Below are 16,727 nucleotides of genomic sequence, written 5' to 3' on the forward strand. Positions count from 1 at the left end.
CCCGTTCCCGTTCCCGTTCCCGTTCCCGTTCCCGTTCCCGTTCCCGTTCCCGTTCCCGTTCCCGTTCCCGTTCCCGTCGCTCGGCACGCCGGTCGAAGGATAGTGTGGTGCCGGCGCCGACACGTCCACGTGCGCAGCGGGATCGCCCGGGGCGAAGGGACCATCGGTCTTATCGATCCCCCAGGCATTGCCCTGACCATTGTTCTGGCCTAGCCCATGGTCTGGCCCTCCTCGGTCTGGCCCTCCTCGGTCCGGCCCGCCATCGCCATGCCGACCGCGGTCCCGCGCCCCGTGGTCCCGGTCGCTGCGGTGTTCATCTGCGCCATCCCTTTCGGTCCGGTCCTGAATCCCGCCGTCGTGGGTATCCGGTTGGTCGCGCTCATCCTCGTCATCCCGGCGATCCTCATCACCCGGCGGACCAAGCGTCTCATCCTCGTCGCTATCGCCCTCATGATCATGATCGGAGCCCGACGGGCCGATGCCCGTCACTGCATCAGGGTCGTGCGCGGCCTCTTGCGATATCTCGCTCTCCAGGTTGACGGCGTCGTCCGGAGGATCTCTGGCCGTGATGCCTGGTATCGGCCGACCCGGGTCGATTGATTGGGGGTCGGTGGCCTCGGCCTCGGCTCCGCCGGTCGGCAGCCCAGCGTCACCGCTTTCGCCCGCCAACGGATCGTCCGAGGCGCTGCCGGGCCCGATGTCAACTGCCGCCCCCGCCTCCGCACCAGCCTCGGTCGTCTCGGATGTGGCGTCGACGAGCGGATCATGGTCCAGGGGCTCCTCCTCCGACGTCTCCGGGGCATCTGACGCCAGATCGGGAAAGTCATCGGTCCAGGCGAACCAATCGTTCGCAGCGCTGTCCGCGATCTCGCCATCCTGCCCGGATGTGTCAGGATCATCCGCTTCGGTTTCGCCTGTGCCTGCTTCGCTCAGGAAGCCGCTTTCCGCTTCCGGCTCCAGATAGCTTTCCTCCTGAGGTGCTTCGCCGCTGCCAAACCAGTCCACAGGTGCCGGGCTGTCACTGTCCGGCCCTTCGTCCGGCTCACCACGATCGCTGACCAAATCGGGCCGCATCTGGGGCGGGTGATAGCTGGCGTGATCGCCCTGCTGCGCGTCGCTCTCGCCAGGCGCTTCTTCGTCCGGCCAATCGCCCTGGGCTTCACCCGCGCTGCCCAAGGCTTCGTCGGCCTCGTCGGGACCTGTGTCTTCGTTGTCGTCGTCACCCGAAAAGGCATCGAGCACCGAAACGGCAAGAACGAGGCCAAGGAGTCCGGTCATCATGAGCACAGGTTTGTCCTTTCCTCTGACGTGCCAGGTTACGCGGCCTGCGCAGGCAGAAGCTGGATGTCCGAAACCGCGAGATCGGGGCTTGCAAGCACCCGCGCGACCAGGACGCCGTCGAGAAACAGGTTCATGTCGCCCTCGCCCTGGCCGTCATCTGCCGGCGCGAGTGAAAGAGAGGGCTCGGGATGTGCCGTCGTGTCATAGACGACCACGATCTGGTCCTCTGTCGCATCATAGTCGCCGATGGTGGCGGCCTCGTGTGCCTCGTTCAGCCACTGGCTGAGGACGAAACTGTCATGGCCCTCGCCGCCGTCCAGCCAGTCGCCCTCGCCAGCCACCAGCGTATCGTCACCCGCGCCGCCGTTCAGGAAGTCGCGCGTCACCTCGCCTTCGGGGTCACGGTCGGACAGGACATCATTGCCGCCGCCGCCCATGAGCACATCGGTGCCCGCGCCGCCGTCAAGCGTATCTGCTCCGTCATGGCCTTCAAGCGTGTCACCGCCAGCGCCACCAGAAAGGTTGTCGTTACCCGCGCCGCCCAGAAGCGAATCCGCGCCAGCGCCTCCATCGAGCACGTCATCGCCCATCTGACCGGCGAGGAGGTCATCGCCATCGCCGCCGGACAGGCTGTCATTGTCGTCGCCCCCCGAGAGCCCATCGTCACCCGCTCCGCCATCGAGCGTATCGTCGCCCGCCATGCCATGCAGGTCGTCATCGCCGTCCTCGCCTTCGATCAGATCGTCACCCCCATTGCCGCCGATCTGATCGTCACCCGCGCCGCCATCCATCGTGTCGCCGCCATCAGTTCCCACGAGAATGTCGGGCAGAGCGGTGCCGGAAATGACCTCGCCGTCCAGCGTGGGATCGCCCCTGCCGGTGAAGTCACTGTCGGGATGGCGTCGCAGCTCCTCGGTCGGGCCGCCGTCTGTCGCGTCGCCAGGCTCGCCCGCTTCTGGCAATGTCACTTCGTGAGAGGCGCCCGCCTCGCCAAGATGAGGGTCTGCGTCGGCTTCTGTCTCGTCGATCCCGCCGAACACCGATACAACGTCAAGGGCCGCGATCGCTGCCATCAGACCCATAAATCCCGCGAGCATGAGCATTGGTGCCCCCTGATCCCGGCGCCGGAACCCCTTCCGTGCGCACCCCGGGACCCAGAGGACGACAAATTGCTTAAGAGCGTGGAAACGGGGGCGGGAGCATGAACAATTCGAGCTATTATCCGCGGACACGGCGGGTTCGTGCCGCATTCGCGACCTATTCGCACAGCGATGGGCGGCCCTCGAGCAAAGCCATCGGCCGGGGGCGCCGTGCTCGCGCCCCAGCGGAAACCATGGCTTGTGCTTCGCCCGCGCATGCGCGATCACCGCGGAGCGGGAGGAAACAGACATGCGGGCACGGGCGACGGCGATCGGTTTCGGTGCGATCCTTCTGTGGTCGCTTCTGGCGCTCTTCACCGTCGGTACGGTGCCGGTGCCGCCTTTCCTGCTGAACGCGCTGACCTTTTCCATAGGGGGGCTCGTCGGGCTGATCTGGATCGGGCTCAGCGGTGGGTTTGGCCAGCTCGGGCACGTGCAGCCGAAAACCTATCTTCTCGGCGCAACTGGTCTCTTTGGCTATCATTTCCTTTATTTCTCGGCGCTGCGTCTGGCTCCTCCGGCCGAGGCCGGGCTGATCTGCTATCTCTGGCCGCTATTCATCGTGCTCTTCTCGGGCCTTTTGCCCGGTGAGCGGCTGACGCCGCTGCATGTGGCGGGTGCGGCCGTGGCCTTCGCGGGGACCGCCTGGCTGCTGCTCGGCAAGGGTGGTGGATTTGACGGCAGCTGGCTCGGCTTCCTTCTCGCCTTCCTGGCGGCGCTGACCTGGGCCTCGTATTCGCTCCTGTCGCGCCGGATGGGCGAGGTGCCGACGGCTGCCGTCGCTGTCTTCTGCCTGATTACGGCGGCGCTGTCCGTGCCTTTTCATGTCGCGCTGGAAACGACGGCCTGGCCCGTCGGCCTGCGCGGTTGGCTGTGCGTCATCGCCCTTGGCCTTGGGCCTGTGGGGCTGGCCTTCTATGTTTGGGATGTGGGGGTCAAACGCGGCGATATCCAGATGCTGGGAACCGCCTCCTATGCGGCGCCGCTTCTGTCGACGCTCACACTCATCGCCTCGGGCGTCGCAGAACCAACCGCCCGCATCGGCGTTGCCGCCATGTGCATCACCGCCGGTGCGGGTCTGGCCGCCTGGGCCAGCTCCCGCGCCCGGCCGGTGGAAATCAGGCCCGGCTCAACCGACTGATTTCTTCCTTCAGCTTCAATTTCTGTTTTTTCAGATCGGCGATCGTCAGATCGTCGACGCTCAGGCTGCGCTGGGCTTCCTCGACAGCTTCGGACAGATGCTGGTGCTTTTTGTGAAGCTCCTGCAAATGAGCGTTCATCGACATCGTCAACTCCTCTGCTGTGGATCTCTGGGATCAGTCGAGCATATTCCCCGAGTCGTGTCACGCGCGAAGGTGACGCAGTGTGAAGAGATTATGACAACCGGCGGGCGATGGCCGTTCGGTCAGTCGAAACCGGGAAGGGCGGCGCCATCGCGCAGGACGGCGCGGGCCTCGGGCGTGAAATCGTCGCCATCCGCCAGATGCGCCGCGCCTGCGTGCAGGATGAAGGGAGACAGGAGCCGAAGAGGCGCCTTTCCGGTCTTGCGGGCCCGCACGATCACCCGGCTCGCCGGACGCCCGGCGCGCGGCACCAGCGGCAGGATCGAGACCGATCCGGCGCGGCCTTCGAGGCCGGTCAGAATGTCGGCCAGCCGTTCGGACAGATGGATCATCGTCAGCCAGCCGCCGGGCCTGAGCCGTCTGAGGCCCGCGTCGATCCAGGCCGACAACGGCGCCTCCTCACGGAAGGCGATCTCGCGGCCCGGGTTCTGGGCGCCGGTGCCGTCACCGGCACGGAAGAAGGGCGGATTGGCGATCACCTGATCGAAGCTCAGGGCGCGCAGGTCAGGAGGCGGCCGCGTCAGATCGCCGGTGATCACCTCAAGCGGAAGTCCGTTCTGCCTCGCATTCCGGTCCGCCAAGGCGGCATAGTCCGCCTGACGCTCGATCCCGGTCGCGCGCACCTCCGGGACACGGGACAGAAGGCACAGGCTCGCCACCCCGACGCCGCAGCCAAGCTCCAGAACGCTGTCGCCCGGCTGCACCGGGGCGGCGGCGGCAAGAAAAACCGGGTCGGTCGCGGCACGATAGCCGTCCTTCGGCTGAAGGATGGAAAGCCGCCCGCCGAGGAAGCCGTCCGACGTCGTCTTTGCTTCAGCCATCGCGTTCGGGGATGTCATGGTCGCGCAGCAGCGCCTGCGCGATGAAATAGTCGCGGTCGGCCACCATCAGCCTGCGCGGCAAAATGCCCAAGCCGCCTTCAAGGACGCTCATGTGGACGTCCCATTCAAAGGCCGCTATACCCTCCCCATCCAGTAGGGCGGTTGCGAAGGCGATCCGGGTCGGGTCGGTGGTGCGCAAAAGCTCTTTCATATGCCAAGACTTAACGCGCTTTGCGGAAATGTCACGGCACGACCGGAACGGCCTGGGACGAAGATGAGCTTGGACGACGCCTCGACAAAACCGCATGACCGGCTGGGAGCCTATCTCGCCCGGGATATGGAGGCGGTGAATGTCCTGATCCGCACGCGGATGGCGTCGGAACATGCCCCCCGCATCCCCGAAGTGACGGCGCATCTTGTTGAAGCAGGCGGCAAGCGCCTCAGGCCCATGCTGACGCTCGCGGCGGCGCGCATGATGGGCTACCAAGGCCCCTATCACGTGCATCTCGCGGCGACGGTCGAATTCATCCATACCGCGACGCTTCTGCATGACGATGTGGTCGATGAAAGCCGCCAGCGGCGGGGCAGGCCGACCGCGAACCTTCTGTGGGATAACAAATCCTCGGTGCTGGTTGGCGATTATCTTTTCTCGCGCTCGTTCCAGCTGATGGTGGAAACCGGCTCGCTGCGGGTTCTCGACATTCTGGCAAATGCCTCGGCGACGATTGCCGAGGGCGAGGTGCTGCAGCTGACAGCGGCGCAGGATCTTCGCACTGACGAACGGATCTATCTGCAGGTGGTGCGCGGCAAGACAGCGGCGCTGTTCTCGGCCGCGACCGAGGTGGGCGGCGTGATCGCCGGGGCGTCGGACGATCAGGTGTCCGCGCTCTTCACCTATGGCGATGCGCTGGGCGTGGCCTTCCAGATGGTCGATGACCTTCTGGATTACGGCGGGGCGGCGGCTGTCATCGGCAAGAATGTCGGCGACGATTTCCGCGAACGGAAGCTGACACTGCCGGTGATCCGCGCGGTTGCCCATGCCAATGCGGCCGAGCGTGCCTTCTGGGAACGGGTGATCGAGAAGGGCGACCAGCGCGAGGGCGATCTGGAAGAGGCCATGCGGCTTCTGGCCCGCCATGGTGCGCTGGAGGCGACGCGGGCCGAGGCGCTCGCATGGTCGGCCAAGGCGCGGGACGCGCTGACCCGTCTGCCGCAGCACGAGCTGAACGACATGCTGGCCGATCTTGCCGATTATGTCGTGGCGCGGGTACGCTGAGCCCGGGTAGCGAAGCGGGCCGCTCTTCGGCCCTTTCAGGCCTCATCGCTTGTCAGCGAAGAGCCCCAGAAAGGGGGCGATGAGCGGCTTCCTTAACGGGTCAGAGACTGGCGTTCAGAGCCGCGATGATCGCATCGCCCATCTGGCTCGTCGACACCGGCTTGCCGCCTTCAGGGCCCATCAGGTCGGCGGTTCGGACGCCGTCGGCCAGGACCTTCTCGACCGCCTTTTCAACCCTCGTTGCCTCATCGCCCATGTCGAACGAATAGCGCAGCGCCATCGCGAACGACAGGACGCAGGCGATCGGATTGGCCTTGCCTTGTCCCGCGATATCGGGGGCGGAGCCGTGGACCGGCTCGTAGAGCGCCTTCGGTCGGCCATTGGCCATCGGTGCGCCGAGCGAGGCCGAGGGCAGCATGCCGAGCGATCCGGTCAGCATCGCGGCCGCGTCCGACAGAAGGTCGCCGAACAGGTTGTCGGTGACGATCACGTCGAACTGCTTGGGCCAGCGGCAAAGCTGCATCGCGCCCGCGTCGGCGTACATGTGCGAAAGCTCGACGTCGGGATATTCCTTGTCGTGCACTTCCTGCACGACCTCGCGCCACAGGATGCCACTTTCCATCACATTGGCCTTCTCCATCGAGCAGACCTTGTTGCCGCGACGGCGCGCGAGTTCGAAAGCCGACCGCGCCACGCGGGCGATCTCGCTTTCGGTATAGCGCTGGGTGTTGATGCCCACCCGCTCATTGCCTTCGGTGAAGATGCCGCGCGGCTCGCCAAAATAGACGCCCGAGGTCAGTTCGCGGACGATGACGATATCGAGGCCCGCGACGACCTCTTTCTTCAGGGACGAGAAATCGGCGAGCGCATCGAAGCACTGCGCGGGGCGGAGGTTCGAATAGAGATCCATTTCCTTGCGCAGGCGCAGGAGGCCACGCTCGGGCTTCACCGAGAAATCGAGCTTGTCGTATTTCGGCCCGCCAACCGCGCCAAGAAGCACCGCATCAACCGCCTGAGCCCTGGCCATCGTATCGTCATGCAAGGGCGTGCCGTACTTGTCATAGGCGCAGCCGCCGACAAGGTCTTCGGAAACGTCGAACGTCACGCCGCGCTTCTCGCCGAACCAGCCGATGATCTTCTTCACCTCGGCCATGACTTCCGGGCCGATGCCGTCACCGGCGAGGATGAGGAGGGAAGGGTTGGCCACGGGCGATCTCCTGTGAAAACGGGTGCGAGAAGCGCCTAGCCAAAGGGGGACGCGGGGTCAAGCCGGTCAGGGAAGATCGATATCGACCCACACGAGTCTGTGGGGCGAGGCAGCGGCGACAGTTGCGGCGAACGGGTCGTCCGGCGCGGGCCAGATGACGCCCGAACCGGTAAGGACCAGATCGGCGGAGGGCAGGACATAGTCCACCCTCAGATTGTCGCCGACATTGGGGTTCGCAGCCCAGTCTGCCGTGTCCAGCGCCGGATCGCCCGCCTTGTCTGGCAGGGCGGCGGTTGCACCGCCTAGGCTTGCCGGGCGCGGATCGATAAGGCGCGGATCGGACAGAAGCGCCCGGATCGCCGTCCGGTCGCCCGCGCCATCTTCGGGGTCGGTGTTGGCATTGCCGAGAAGGACGAAGGGCCCTTCTGGTGGAGCCCAGGGCAGTTTGCCGTCGAGATAGAGCGGCCAGAAGGTCGCCTCGTCGTGATTGCGGGCGCGGTTCATCGCCTCGGGGGCAAAGACCGGCGGGCCTGCATGCCAGGCGAGAAGGTGAAGCGCGTTGCCGTTTGGTAAGGCGACAGGCACATCCCACATGCCGTGGGCAGAGAGCCGCAGCACATCCTCGGCGCTCTCGGGCAGCCCTGCTTCGGCCATGCGATTGCCCGGCAGATCGCGCCATAGGAAGGGCGACAGGTCTCGGGTGCCATCATCGTCGATGGCAAGGCGCGACAGGATCGCCATGCCGCCTTGCCCCCGAAAGCTGCCGAAACCTTGCGCGTCGCGCGGTCCGCTCACTGAACCGTCACCATCGAGATCGAATCCGGTCGGTTCACCCGCGTTGGGTCGAAAGGCGAAGCTGTAAGGGTAGGGGTGACCTGCGGCCTCGAGCGATGTCTGAAGCGCGCGGAGCGCAACCAGATCGGCGTCCCAGTCGAGATCGGTGAGCAGGAGGATATCGGCATCTGCTGCGGCGATCACCGCAAGCGCCGCCCTGATCTGCGCGTCCTTGCCCGCTGCCAGATCGCGCGCAACAAGGCCCGGGCCATCGCGGCTGAGATCCGGATCCCAGGTGGCAACGCGCAGGGTTTCGGCCGCCGCCGGGGCGGCCAGTATCAAGGCAGTGCTCAGGCCAGCTGGTATTCGGCTTCGGCGGATTGACCCTGCATGCGGCGCTTGGTTGCGATCATCCGGGCGATGCGGCCCATGGCGATGCCGCGCATGAAAAGGCTGGCGGGAAGGAAGGCCCATGCGGTCATCGTCCAGATCAGGGTATGCGGGCTTTCAAGCGTGACGGGCGAGAAGGAAAGCGACGCGATCTTCAGCGTTGCTGGGATAATGAACGGCAGAAGCACGCCGAAGGCAATGTTGAACCGCGAATCGCGGGTCAGCCGGTCCACCACATCACCGCCCGCCGTCGGATCGAATGTGGGAAGGTTGATCCAGACGTTGAACGTGCCCATGCGGCTCGGCCAGCCGAGAAGCCAGAGAACCGCGATGAAGACGACAAGCGTCAGGAGCGAGATGAGGTAGGACAAGCCCGCCGCCGTGCGGACAAGCGCGATATGGTTCGGATCCATGTCGTTCGGCAGCATCAGCACCACAAGACGCACTGGGCTGTAGGGCACGTCGATCAGAAGGCCGATCTGGGTGCCGATCGCGGTCAGGAACTCGGTCATCGTGGTGGGCTGGGTCTGGCCGCGCACGATGGCGGCGAGCAGCATCACAGTCGCCAGAAGTGACAGATAGCGGATGCGGTTAAAGGGGGGCGCGTCGCGAAACTCCACCAGACCCGGATAGGTCGAGGCATATTCGAAGAAGGTGAGGGCGGCGGCGAAAAGCGAAACGAGGGCGACAATCTGGGTCGTATCGGTGTTGACGCCCGGCAACATGAGCGACGGCGTGGCGAGGAGCACCATCACCAGAAGCCCGCGCACGAAAGCGCCTGTGATCTGCGAAAACACTGCCTTACGCCCTCACACCCGTCGGGCTCAGCGCATTGCTCCGGCCCGAACCGCTGGCCTGTCCGCCAATTGTGGCAGCACGCCTTATTCTTGCCACACTTTTGCCCATATTCATGCCCCCCTGGCAATCGTCAGGGTGAGATAACAGGACAATAACGGCCATTTGATGGAGAAACTGGTGCGACTTTGCATCAAGGGCGACAGTTCGCCGATCCATCCTCCGAAAAGGCAAAGGGCCGCGCAAGCGCGGCCCTTTGTGAGCTGAGAGGTGACCGGGTATCAAACCCAGGGGCGGCTCAGGCTGGCTTGTGCCTCGAAACTGTCGATCGATGAAACTTTCTCAAGCGTCAGGCCGATATCGTCCAAGCCATTGAGAAGGCAGTGTTTCTTGAAAGGATCGATGTCGAAGGAATAGGTTTCTCCGTCCGACGCGGTGACGGTCTGGGCCTCAAGATCGACCGTGATGCGGGCATTGGCGCCCTTCTTCGCATCTTCCATCAGATGGGCGACAGCCTCGGGCGGCAGGACGACCGGCAGGATGCCGTTCTTGAAGCAGTTCGAGAAGAAGATGTCCGCAAACGAGGTCGAGATGACACAACGGATGCCGAAGTCCAAAAGCGCCCAAGGCGCGTGCTCGCGCGAGGAACCGCAGCCGAAATTGTCGCCGGCGACGATGATTTCTGCCTTGCGATAGGCCGGCTGGTTCAGCACGAAGTCCGGGATTTCCGATCCGTCGGCGTTGTAGCGCATTTCATCGAAGAGGTTCTTGCCAAGCCCCGAGCGCTTGATCGTCTTCAGGAACTGTTTGGGGATGATCATGTCGGTGTCGATATTGACCAGCGGCATGGGCGCCGCGATGCCGGTCAGGGTGGTGAATTTGTCCATGTCTTGTTTCCCTGCGGGGCCTCCTCGTCGCCTTCGGCGCTCGTCGTCCTTGCGAAGAGCGCCCGAAGGTCGACGATGAGCACCAAGTTTACATCATTTCGCGCACATCGGTCAGATGGCCCGTCACCGCCGCCGCTGCCGCCATGGCTGGCGACATGAGGTGCGTGCGGCCGCCGCGGCCCTGACGGCCTTCAAAATTGCGGTTCGAGGTGGCAGCGCAGCGTTCGCCGGGGGCGAGCTGGTCGGGGTTCATGGCGAGGCACATGGAACAGCCCGCGAGCCGCCATTCGAAACCGGCGTCGATGAAGATCTGGGCAAGGCCCTCTTCCTCGGCTTGAGCACGGACGAGGCCCGAACCCGGCACGACCATGGCACGCATGCCGTCCTTGATCTTTTTGCCTTTCAGGATCGCGGCTGCCGCCCGCAGATCCTCGATCCGACCGTTGGTGCAGGACCCGATGAAGACCGTGTCGATCTTGATATCCTCAAGCTTCATTCCAGGTGTCAGGCCCATATAGTCGAGGCTGCGTTGCGCCGCTTCAACCTTGCCGCCGGTAAAGTCGCTGGCAGCGGGGACAGTGCCGGTGATCGGCAGCACATCCTCGGGGCTCGTGCCCCAGGTCACCACCGGGGCGATGTCCTCGCCCTTCAGCACCACCACCTTGTCGAAATGCGCGCCCTCGTCGGTGAAGAGTGTCTTCCACCAGGTGAGCGCCGCTTCCCACTGTGCGCCCTTCGGTGCATGCGGGCGGCCCATGACATAGGCGAAGGTCTTTTCATCCGGCGCGATCAGGCCCGCCCGCGCGCCACCTTCGATCGCCATGTTGCAGACCGTCATGCGGCCTTCCATGGAAAGGTCGCGAATCGCCTCGCCGCAATACTCGATGACATAGCCGGTGCCGCCCGCCGTGCCGGTGGCGCCGATGACGGACAAAGTGATGTCCTTGGCCGTCACGCCGGGGCGGAGTTTCCCTGTGATCTCGACCTTCATGTTCTTGGACTTTTTCTGGATCAGCGTCTGGGTCGCCAGAACATGCTCGACCTCGGACGTGCCGATGCCGTGGGCGAGTGCGCCAAACGCGCCGTGGGTCGCCGTGTGGCTGTCGCCGCAGACGACGGTCATGCCCGGCAGCGTCCAGCCCTGCTCCGGCCCGACGATATGGACGATGCCCTGACGGACGTCGGTTACCGGGTAATAGTGGACGCCGAACTCCTTGGCGTTCTTGTCCAGCGCCTCGACCTGGATGCGGCTTTCCTCGGTCATGGTGGCCGCGTTGGCGCGATCGAGCGTGGTGGGCACGTTATGGTCGGGGACTGCGATGGTCTTTTCCGGCGCGCGCACCTTGCGGCCGGTCATGCGCAGCCCCTCGAAGGCCTGCGGGCTCGTGACCTCATGGACCAGATGGCGGTCGATATAGAGAAGGCAGGTGCCGTCGGCATCCTGATGGACGACATGGGCGTCCCAGATCTTGTCATAGAGAGTGCGGGCTGTCATGGCTCCGGTCTTTCGGCTGAAGTTCGGGTATGGCGAGACGGGCGCCCTGAGGCGCCTGCCGCATCAAAGGTGCGCAAGGATCGAGCGCGTGGCCTGGGTGAACCGCCAGGGCAGCCGCGCGTGATCATCCATGTCGAAATAACGCATCATGGGTCGGGTGATACGCCCGAATCCCTAACGAGGCAAGACGGCGGGAACCTCAGCCAGCATGCGTGCCGTCGGGCACGGCTTCCAGCAAATCACCCGGCTGGCAGTCGAGCGCCGCGCAGATCGCGGCAAGCGTTTCGAAACGGATACCCTTCACCTTGCCGGATTTCAGAAGGCTGATGTTCTGTTCGGTGATCCCGACCAGATCGGCGAGCTCTCGTGACCGCATCTTGCGGCGCGCGAGCATCACATCGAGGCGGACGACGATCTCCATCACACGAACCCGCGGTTTTCCTCGGCCAGCTCGGCCGCCTCGCGCATAGCCCAGCCGATGGTGACGAGAAAGCCGCCAGCCAGCATGAAGATGACGAAATTGTCGTTCAGGCCGAAAGAGAGCGTATCGCCGGTCAGAAGCAGGAGTTGGATCGCGGGCACCACCACCTTCAGCACGGCCAGCGACAACATGGCGCGGCCGATGCCGAGGATATGGCGGGCGCTCGCCTCGGTCAGGATTTCGCCGCGCCGGTAATTGCCGAAGAGGCTCCGCATCTCGACCAGCATATGCAGGATCGGAAGCACGAGCACCAGCGCGAGCGCGATGACCAACGAGGCAGCGACCCATCCTTGCTGCGCCCCCGCCGAGGCTTCGGGAAAGACATTCTGCGGCCAGTCGGGTGCCTGCACCAGAATGACGATGACGATGAAATAGGTGACCGGCAGGGCATAGACCAACACCGCCACCACCCACCACAGCCATGAGGCCAGTTTCTTCACGCGTTCACTATTCGCCATGACACCCTCTTCTAAAGTTATTTTTTAATGTAATACGATAAAAAGATCATGTCAAAGGAGATTCTGATGGCCTCGTCGAAACTGCTTCCTCTTTTGATGTCCGCCCTTGTTGCGGGCTGCAGCTATCTGGATCCGCGTGGAGTGAAGGACCTGTCGCTACTTGATCCCCTGCGCGCCGACCCGGCGGCGATCGAGGCGCGGGTGACAATGCCCGACGGGCTGCGGCTGCGGCCCGATCAGGCGCTTCTGAATGTCGAGGCGCGGCAGGGCGATCTGCGGCTTGCCGAAAGCTTCCGGCTTCGGCTGGTGGAGGGGCTGGAGGGCGGGGTTACCCAGCTTTCCTTCTCACCCGCCGACGCAGACCGGTTCCGGGCTTGGCAGGCACGGGTGCTAGAGCTTCGGCAGTCCGGCGAGGTGCCGGGGCAACTGTCGGTCAGCCTTGGCGCCTGCACGACGGGCAAGGGGCCCGCGTCCGATGCGACCGGGTCACTGGTCCTGAAACTTCGCCCTGATGCGCCGCTGGCGCCGGTGATCGAGGAGGCACCGCTCGCCGCACTGCTCGGCCCGGAGAATCTTGCCGCCATCGGCCCTTGTCGCTGAACGCACAAGAAAATCCCGCGCCCGGCTGCGGCGCGGGAACTTTTGCAAGGTAAGGTTCATTGAGATTTCGCAATTGCGATGTTACCTTAGATGCAAGCCCGGCGCCGGGGCCTCATTCGGCGTGCAGCACAGGAGGACAATGTTCTGTCCAGTCTTCATGAAGCGGCCGGTTCGACGGCCGCGCGGGCGGTGCCGATGACGGCACGGCCTTCCGATGGGCAAAGCGACGCTCTGCTTGCCCGAATTCTTGCCTCCCTCGACGACGACAAGGCCGAAAACGTGGTGACCATCGACCTGCGTGGGCGGTCTTCGGTCGCTGACTATATGGTCGTCTGCTCGGGCCGTTCGTCGCGTCAGGTCGGCGCCATCGCCGAAAAGCTGGTGGAACGGCTGAAGGACGAGATGGGGCGCAATTGCAAGATCGAGGGCAAGGAGCAGGGCGACTGGGTGCTGATCGATACCCAGGACGTGATCGTCCATGTCTTCCGCCCCGAGGTGCGCGACTTCTATCAGCTGGAAAAGATGTGGCTTCCGGCGGCGGCCGCTGCGGGCAAGCCGGTCTGAGGCCGGGCTTCCGGTGAAAGTCACCCTCGTTGTCGTGGGCCGCTTGCGGGCGGGCCCGGAACTTACGCTGATTTCCGACTATCTGGAACGGTTCGACCGGACCGGGCGGGCCCTGGGCCTCGGCCCGGCGCGCGTCGTCGAGGTCGAGGACAAGAAAGGTCTCGGGATGGAGGCTGAGGCGGCTCTGATCGAACGCGCCCTGCCGCAGGGCGCGCTTCTGGTGACGCTCGATGAGCGCGGGCGCACCCTGTCCTCGCCGGAGTTCGCGGAAGAGATGGCGCGCTGGCGCGATGGCGGGCGGCAGGAGGTAACCTTCGTTATCGGCGGCGCCGACGGGATCGCGCCAGGCCTCCGGGCCAAGGCGGATGTTTCGATCAGTTTCGGTAAGATGGTCTGGCCTCATATGCTCGTGCGGGTGATGCTGGCCGAACAGCTCTATCGCGCCGCGTCGATCCTTGCCGGTGCACCCTATCATCGGGCCTGACAGGGCGCGTGGCAGCCCACCCGTGAGGGCAGTGCTTGGTTGCCGCCCGCCGCCGCTGCGACTAGAAGAAGCCGAGATTTCCTGCAGGAGCCTCTGATGACCCGCACCCGACCCGTCGCCCTTTGCATTCTGGATGGCTGGGGCCTCAGGGCGGAAAGCGCGGGCAATGCCGTCATGCTGGCAGAGACGCCCACCTATGACCGGATCATGGCGACCTGCCCGCATGCTCAGCTTGTGACGCACGGTCCCGACGTCGGCCTGCCGACCGGCCAGATGGGCAATTCAGAGGTAGGGCACACGAACATCGGCGCGGGCCGGGTGGTGGCGATGGACCTTGGCCAGATCGATCTGGCGATCGAAGACCGCAGTTTCTTCTCGAACGAGGCCATGCTGGCGTTTGCCCAGACGCTGAAAGGCACGGGCGGAACCGCGCACCTGATGGGTGTGATCTCGGATGGCGGCGTGCATGGCCATATCAACCATGTGATTGCGGCCGCCGAGACAATCGTCGCGCAGGGCGTGCCGGTCGCCCTGCATGCCGTGACCGACGGGCGTGACGTGGCGCCATCTTCGGCGGCCGGGTTCATCGCCAATCTGGAAAGGCGTCTGCCCAAGGGCGCACGGGTCATGACGGTGACGGGCCGGTTCTACGCGATGGACCGCGACAATCGCTGGGAACGCGTCGCGCGTGCCTACGGGGCGATGGTCAAGGCCGAAGGCCTTGCGTCCGAGGGCGCGAGCGCAGCGGTGGCCGAGGCCTATGCGCGCGGGGAAACCGACGAATTCATCCAGCCCACGGTTCTATCGGGCTACACGGGTGCCAGGGACGGCGACGGCTTCTTCTGCCTCAACTTCCGCGCCGACCGGGCGCGCGAGATCCTTCTTGCTGTGGGCGAGGATGCGTTCGCGGGCTTCGAACGCGGCCCCCGTCCGCATTGGGCGGCGCTGATGGGCATGGTCGATTATTCGAAGACCCATGATGCCTTCATGGCCGCTGCTTACCCGAAACGCGCCGTGGTCAATACGCTTGGCGCATGGGTTGCGGGCAAGGGTCTGACGCAATTCCGTCTGGCGGAAACCGAGAAATATCCCCATGTCACCTTCTTCCTGAACGGTGGCAGGGAAGCGCCCGAGGAGGGCGAGGATCGCTACATGGCGCCCTCGCCCAAGGTCGCGACCTACGATCTGCAGCCGGAAATGTCGTCGACTGAGGTGACCGACCAGTTCGTCAAGGCGATCGGCAAGGGCTATGACCTGATCGTGGTGAACTATGCCAATCCCGACATGGTCGGCCATACCGGCAGCCTGCCCGCCGCGATTGCCGCATGCGAGGCGGTGGACCGGGGTCTCGCGCAGGTTCTGGCCGCCTTGGAACAGGCGGGGGGCGCGATGATCGTGACCGCCGATCATGGCAATGCCGAACTGATGATCGACCCGGTGACCGGCGGGCCACATACGGCACACACGACGAACCCGGTTCCGGTGGCGCTGATCGGCGGGCCCAAGGGTGCGCATCTCCGGAACGGTCGCCTCGCCGACCTGGCGCCGACGATCCTCGACCTTATGGGTCTCGACCTGCCGCCCGAAATGACTGGGCGCAGCCTGATTGAACGGGCGGGCGAATGAGGTTCCAGCCTATCGCGCTTGCACTGCTGTTCGTGGCTTCCCTCGCCTCGGCGCAGACCGCCCCGGTCACGGCCGAAAGTGCCGCCGCAGAACTGCGCGCCGCGATTGATGATCTTCAGGCCGCGAAAAGCGGCAAGGACCGGATCGCGGCGCTGACCCGGACGATCCGCGCCTATGAAACCGGCCTGTCGGCCTTTCGCGATGCCTTGCGCGCCGCGTCGGTGCGCGAGGCCGAGATCAGCGCGGGCTTCGAGGCGCGGCGCGATGATATCGGCCGCCTTCTCGGCGTGATGGCGGCGATGGAGCGGGAACCGGCTCCGGTTCTTCTCCTGCATCCCTCCGGTCCGCTCGGCGCGGCGCGCTCAGGCATGGTCCTGTCGGCGGCCGCCCCGGCGGTTCAGGATCAGGCGGATCGGCTGAAAGCGGAACTGACCGAGATGCGCAATATCCGCCGCCTGCAGCAAGAGGCACAGACAATGCTGACGCGCGGGCTGGTCGCGGTTCAGGAGGCGCGCACCGCGCTCTCGAAAGCCATGCAGGACCGGACCGACCTGCCGCAGCGCTATCTCGACGACCCGGCCGAACTGCAGCAGCTGCTCGACAGCGCGGGCACGCTTGATGCCTTCGCCGAAGGGCTGCGCGGGCTGGAAAGCGACATCGGGCCACCGCTTGAAGACTTTGCCGGAGCGAAGGGCACGATTGACCTGCCGGTGCTCGGGCGGCTCCTGCGACGCGCGGGCGAGACGGACGCGGCGGGCATCCTCCGCCCCGGCCTCCTGATCGCTACCGCGCCTGGCGCGCTCGTCACCGCGCCCTGGCCCGCGACGATCCGCTATCGCGGCCCGCTGCTCGACTACGGAAATGTGATGATCCTCGAGCCCGCGAACGGCTATCTATTGATTCTCGCGGGCATGGGCAGTGTGTTTGGCGAAACCGGCGATGTGCTGACAACCGGCGCACCGGTGGGGCTGATGGGCGGGACCGAGAACGGCAGCGAAGAAGGCAGTGGCGCAAACCGAACGGAAACGCTTTATATCGAACTCAGAGAGAACGGCGCGACCATCGATCCCGGTCCGTGGTTCGTGGAAACGAAGGACAAGTAGGTC

Annotated in this window: 18 protein-coding genes and 1 pseudogene; 7 read left to right on the forward strand and 12 right to left on the reverse strand. The window is 64.9% G+C overall.

Annotation, left to right across the window (positions count from 1 at the left end; translation table 11 throughout):
• Both OU426_RS14870 and OU426_RS14875 read right to left on the reverse strand, forming a co-directional pair.
• Positions 1-1,281 (reverse strand): annotated as a pseudogene (locus OU426_RS14870) (hypothetical protein); the annotation flags it as partial.
• Between the two features lie 35 nt (positions 1,282-1,316).
• Positions 1,317-2,384, reverse strand: a complete 1,068-nt coding sequence (locus OU426_RS14875) for a calcium-binding protein (RefSeq protein ID WP_267634831.1) — start codon at positions 2,382-2,384, stop codon at positions 1,317-1,319.
• A gap of 286 nt (positions 2,385-2,670) precedes the next feature.
• On the opposite strand from OU426_RS14875, the gene yddG reads away from it, so the two are divergent.
• Positions 2,671-3,561 carry an aromatic amino acid exporter YddG gene (yddG, locus tag OU426_RS14880; RefSeq protein WP_267634832.1) on the forward strand — a complete coding sequence of 297 codons (891 nt, stop codon included), beginning with the start codon at positions 2,671-2,673 and terminating at the stop codon, positions 3,559-3,561.
• On the opposite strand, the gene OU426_RS14885 is transcribed toward yddG, so the two are convergent.
• From OU426_RS14885 to OU426_RS14895, 3 genes are all read right to left on the reverse strand, one after another.
• The gene (locus OU426_RS14885) at positions 3,539-3,706 is read right to left on the reverse strand and encodes a YdcH family protein (RefSeq protein ID WP_267634833.1); all 168 of its coding nucleotides are present in this window, start codon (positions 3,704-3,706) and stop codon (positions 3,539-3,541) included. The two genes, yddG and OU426_RS14885, sit on opposite strands and share 23 nt — an antisense overlap.
• A 119-nt stretch (positions 3,707-3,825) precedes the next feature.
• Positions 3,826-4,584, reverse strand: coding sequence for a tRNA1(Val) (adenine(37)-N6)-methyltransferase (locus tag OU426_RS14890; RefSeq protein ID WP_267634834.1), 759 nt, complete (start codon positions 4,582-4,584; stop codon positions 3,826-3,828).
• Positions 4,577-4,795, reverse strand: coding sequence for a putative signal transducing protein (locus tag OU426_RS14895; RefSeq protein WP_267634835.1), 219 nt, complete (start codon positions 4,793-4,795; stop codon positions 4,577-4,579). Before OU426_RS14895 ends, OU426_RS14890 begins: the two co-directional genes overlap by 8 nt.
• Before the next feature lie 63 nt (positions 4,796-4,858).
• Between OU426_RS14895 and OU426_RS14900 the strand changes: the two genes are divergently transcribed.
• Positions 4,859-5,860 (forward strand): polyprenyl synthetase family protein, encoded by a 1,002-nt coding sequence (locus OU426_RS14900; protein ID WP_267634836.1) that lies wholly within the window; start codon positions 4,859-4,861, stop codon positions 5,858-5,860.
• Positions 5,861-5,960: 100 nt separating this feature from the next.
• On the opposite strand, the gene leuB is transcribed toward OU426_RS14900, so the two are convergent.
• The 7 genes from leuB to OU426_RS14935 form a co-directional block, all read right to left on the reverse strand.
• Positions 5,961-7,067 (reverse strand): 3-isopropylmalate dehydrogenase, encoded by a 1,107-nt coding sequence (leuB, locus tag OU426_RS14905; RefSeq protein WP_267634837.1) that lies wholly within the window; start codon positions 7,065-7,067, stop codon positions 5,961-5,963.
• Between the two features lie 66 nt (positions 7,068-7,133).
• Complete coding sequence (locus tag OU426_RS14910; protein WP_267634838.1) at positions 7,134-8,183, reverse strand: endonuclease/exonuclease/phosphatase family protein; 1,050 nt, start codon at positions 8,181-8,183, stop codon at positions 7,134-7,136.
• A gap of 8 nt (positions 8,184-8,191) precedes the next feature.
• Entirely contained in the window at positions 8,192-9,028 is an 837-nt protein-coding gene (locus OU426_RS14915) for a hypothetical protein (RefSeq protein WP_267634839.1), read from the reverse strand.
• A 279-nt stretch (positions 9,029-9,307) separates the two neighbouring features.
• A complete protein-coding gene (gene leuD, locus OU426_RS14920; RefSeq protein ID WP_267634840.1) occupies positions 9,308-9,913 on the reverse strand; it encodes a 3-isopropylmalate dehydratase small subunit in 606 nt (201 codons plus the stop codon).
• 88 nt (positions 9,914-10,001) lie between these two features.
• Complete coding sequence (leuC, locus tag OU426_RS14925; RefSeq protein ID WP_267634842.1) at positions 10,002-11,408, reverse strand: 3-isopropylmalate dehydratase large subunit; 1,407 nt, start codon at positions 11,406-11,408, stop codon at positions 10,002-10,004.
• A gap of 199 nt (positions 11,409-11,607) precedes the next feature.
• Entirely contained in the window at positions 11,608-11,829 is a 222-nt protein-coding gene (locus OU426_RS14930; protein ID WP_267634843.1) for a helix-turn-helix domain-containing protein, read from the reverse strand.
• Complete coding sequence (locus OU426_RS14935; protein WP_267634845.1) at positions 11,829-12,347, reverse strand: DUF2975 domain-containing protein; 519 nt, start codon at positions 12,345-12,347, stop codon at positions 11,829-11,831. The genes OU426_RS14930 and OU426_RS14935 overlap by 1 nt, the downstream gene beginning before the upstream one ends.
• 66 nt (positions 12,348-12,413) lie before the next feature.
• Here OU426_RS14935 and OU426_RS14940 point away from each other — a divergent pair, with 66 nt between their 5' ends.
• The 5 genes from OU426_RS14940 to OU426_RS14960 all read left to right on the forward strand — a co-directional run bounded on the left by OU426_RS14940 (position 12,414) and on the right by OU426_RS14960 (position 16,724).
• A complete protein-coding gene (locus tag OU426_RS14940; RefSeq protein WP_267634846.1) occupies positions 12,414-12,947 on the forward strand; it encodes a hypothetical protein in 534 nt (177 codons plus the stop codon).
• A 195-nt stretch (positions 12,948-13,142) separates the two neighbouring features.
• Positions 13,143-13,511 carry a ribosome silencing factor gene (rsfS, locus tag OU426_RS14945; RefSeq protein WP_267634847.1) on the forward strand — a complete coding sequence of 123 codons (369 nt, stop codon included), beginning with the start codon at positions 13,143-13,145 and terminating at the stop codon, positions 13,509-13,511.
• Between the two features lie 13 nt (positions 13,512-13,524).
• The gene (gene rlmH / locus OU426_RS14950) at positions 13,525-13,995 is read left to right on the forward strand and encodes a 23S rRNA (pseudouridine(1915)-N(3))-methyltransferase RlmH (RefSeq protein WP_267634848.1); all 471 of its coding nucleotides are present in this window, start codon (positions 13,525-13,527) and stop codon (positions 13,993-13,995) included.
• A 96-nt stretch (positions 13,996-14,091) separates the two neighbouring features.
• On the forward strand, positions 14,092-15,621 hold the full coding sequence (gene gpmI / locus OU426_RS14955) for a 2,3-bisphosphoglycerate-independent phosphoglycerate mutase (RefSeq protein ID WP_267634849.1): 1,530 nt from the start codon (positions 14,092-14,094) through the stop codon (positions 15,619-15,621).
• Complete coding sequence (locus OU426_RS14960) at positions 15,618-16,724, forward strand: murein hydrolase activator EnvC family protein (RefSeq protein ID WP_267634850.1); 1,107 nt, start codon at positions 15,618-15,620, stop codon at positions 16,722-16,724. The genes gpmI and OU426_RS14960 overlap by 4 nt, the downstream gene beginning before the upstream one ends.
• The last annotated feature ends 3 nt before the right edge of the window (positions 16,725-16,727 follow it).

It is taken from the genome of Frigidibacter sp. RF13, from assembly GCF_026626305.1.
Lineage (GTDB): Bacteria > Pseudomonadota > Alphaproteobacteria > Rhodobacterales > Rhodobacteraceae > TMP-24.

Excerpts from the sequence above, each read along its gene's own strand:
- OU426_RS14875 (WP_267634831.1), bottom strand. The coding sequence starts at position 2,384 with ATGCTCATGCTCGCGGGATTTATGGGTCTGATGGCAGCGATCGCGGCC.
- yddG (WP_267634832.1), top strand. The coding sequence starts at position 2,671 with ATGCGGGCACGGGCGACGGCGATCGGTTTCGGTGCGATCCTTCTGTGG.
- OU426_RS14885 (WP_267634833.1), bottom strand. The coding sequence starts at position 3,706 with ATGTCGATGAACGCTCATTTGCAGGAGCTTCACAAAAAGCACCAGCAT.
- OU426_RS14890 (WP_267634834.1), bottom strand. The coding sequence starts at position 4,584 with ATGGCTGAAGCAAAGACGACGTCGGACGGCTTCCTCGGCGGGCGGCTT.
- OU426_RS14895 (WP_267634835.1), bottom strand. The coding sequence starts at position 4,795 with ATGAAAGAGCTTTTGCGCACCACCGACCCGACCCGGATCGCCTTCGCA.
- OU426_RS14900 (WP_267634836.1), top strand. The coding sequence starts at position 4,859 with ATGAGCTTGGACGACGCCTCGACAAAACCGCATGACCGGCTGGGAGCC.
- leuD (WP_267634840.1), bottom strand. The coding sequence starts at position 9,913 with ATGGACAAATTCACCACCCTGACCGGCATCGCGGCGCCCATGCCGCTG.
- leuC (WP_267634842.1), bottom strand. The coding sequence starts at position 11,408 with ATGACAGCCCGCACTCTCTATGACAAGATCTGGGACGCCCATGTCGTC.
- OU426_RS14930 (WP_267634843.1), bottom strand. The coding sequence starts at position 11,829 with ATGGAGATCGTCGTCCGCCTCGATGTGATGCTCGCGCGCCGCAAGATG.
- OU426_RS14935 (WP_267634845.1), bottom strand. The coding sequence starts at position 12,347 with ATGGCGAATAGTGAACGCGTGAAGAAACTGGCCTCATGGCTGTGGTGG.
- OU426_RS14940 (WP_267634846.1), top strand. The coding sequence starts at position 12,414 with ATGGCCTCGTCGAAACTGCTTCCTCTTTTGATGTCCGCCCTTGTTGCG.
- rsfS (WP_267634847.1), top strand. The coding sequence starts at position 13,143 with ATGACGGCACGGCCTTCCGATGGGCAAAGCGACGCTCTGCTTGCCCGA.
- gpmI (WP_267634849.1), top strand. The coding sequence starts at position 14,092 with ATGACCCGCACCCGACCCGTCGCCCTTTGCATTCTGGATGGCTGGGGC.
- OU426_RS14960 (WP_267634850.1), top strand. The coding sequence starts at position 15,618 with ATGAGGTTCCAGCCTATCGCGCTTGCACTGCTGTTCGTGGCTTCCCTC.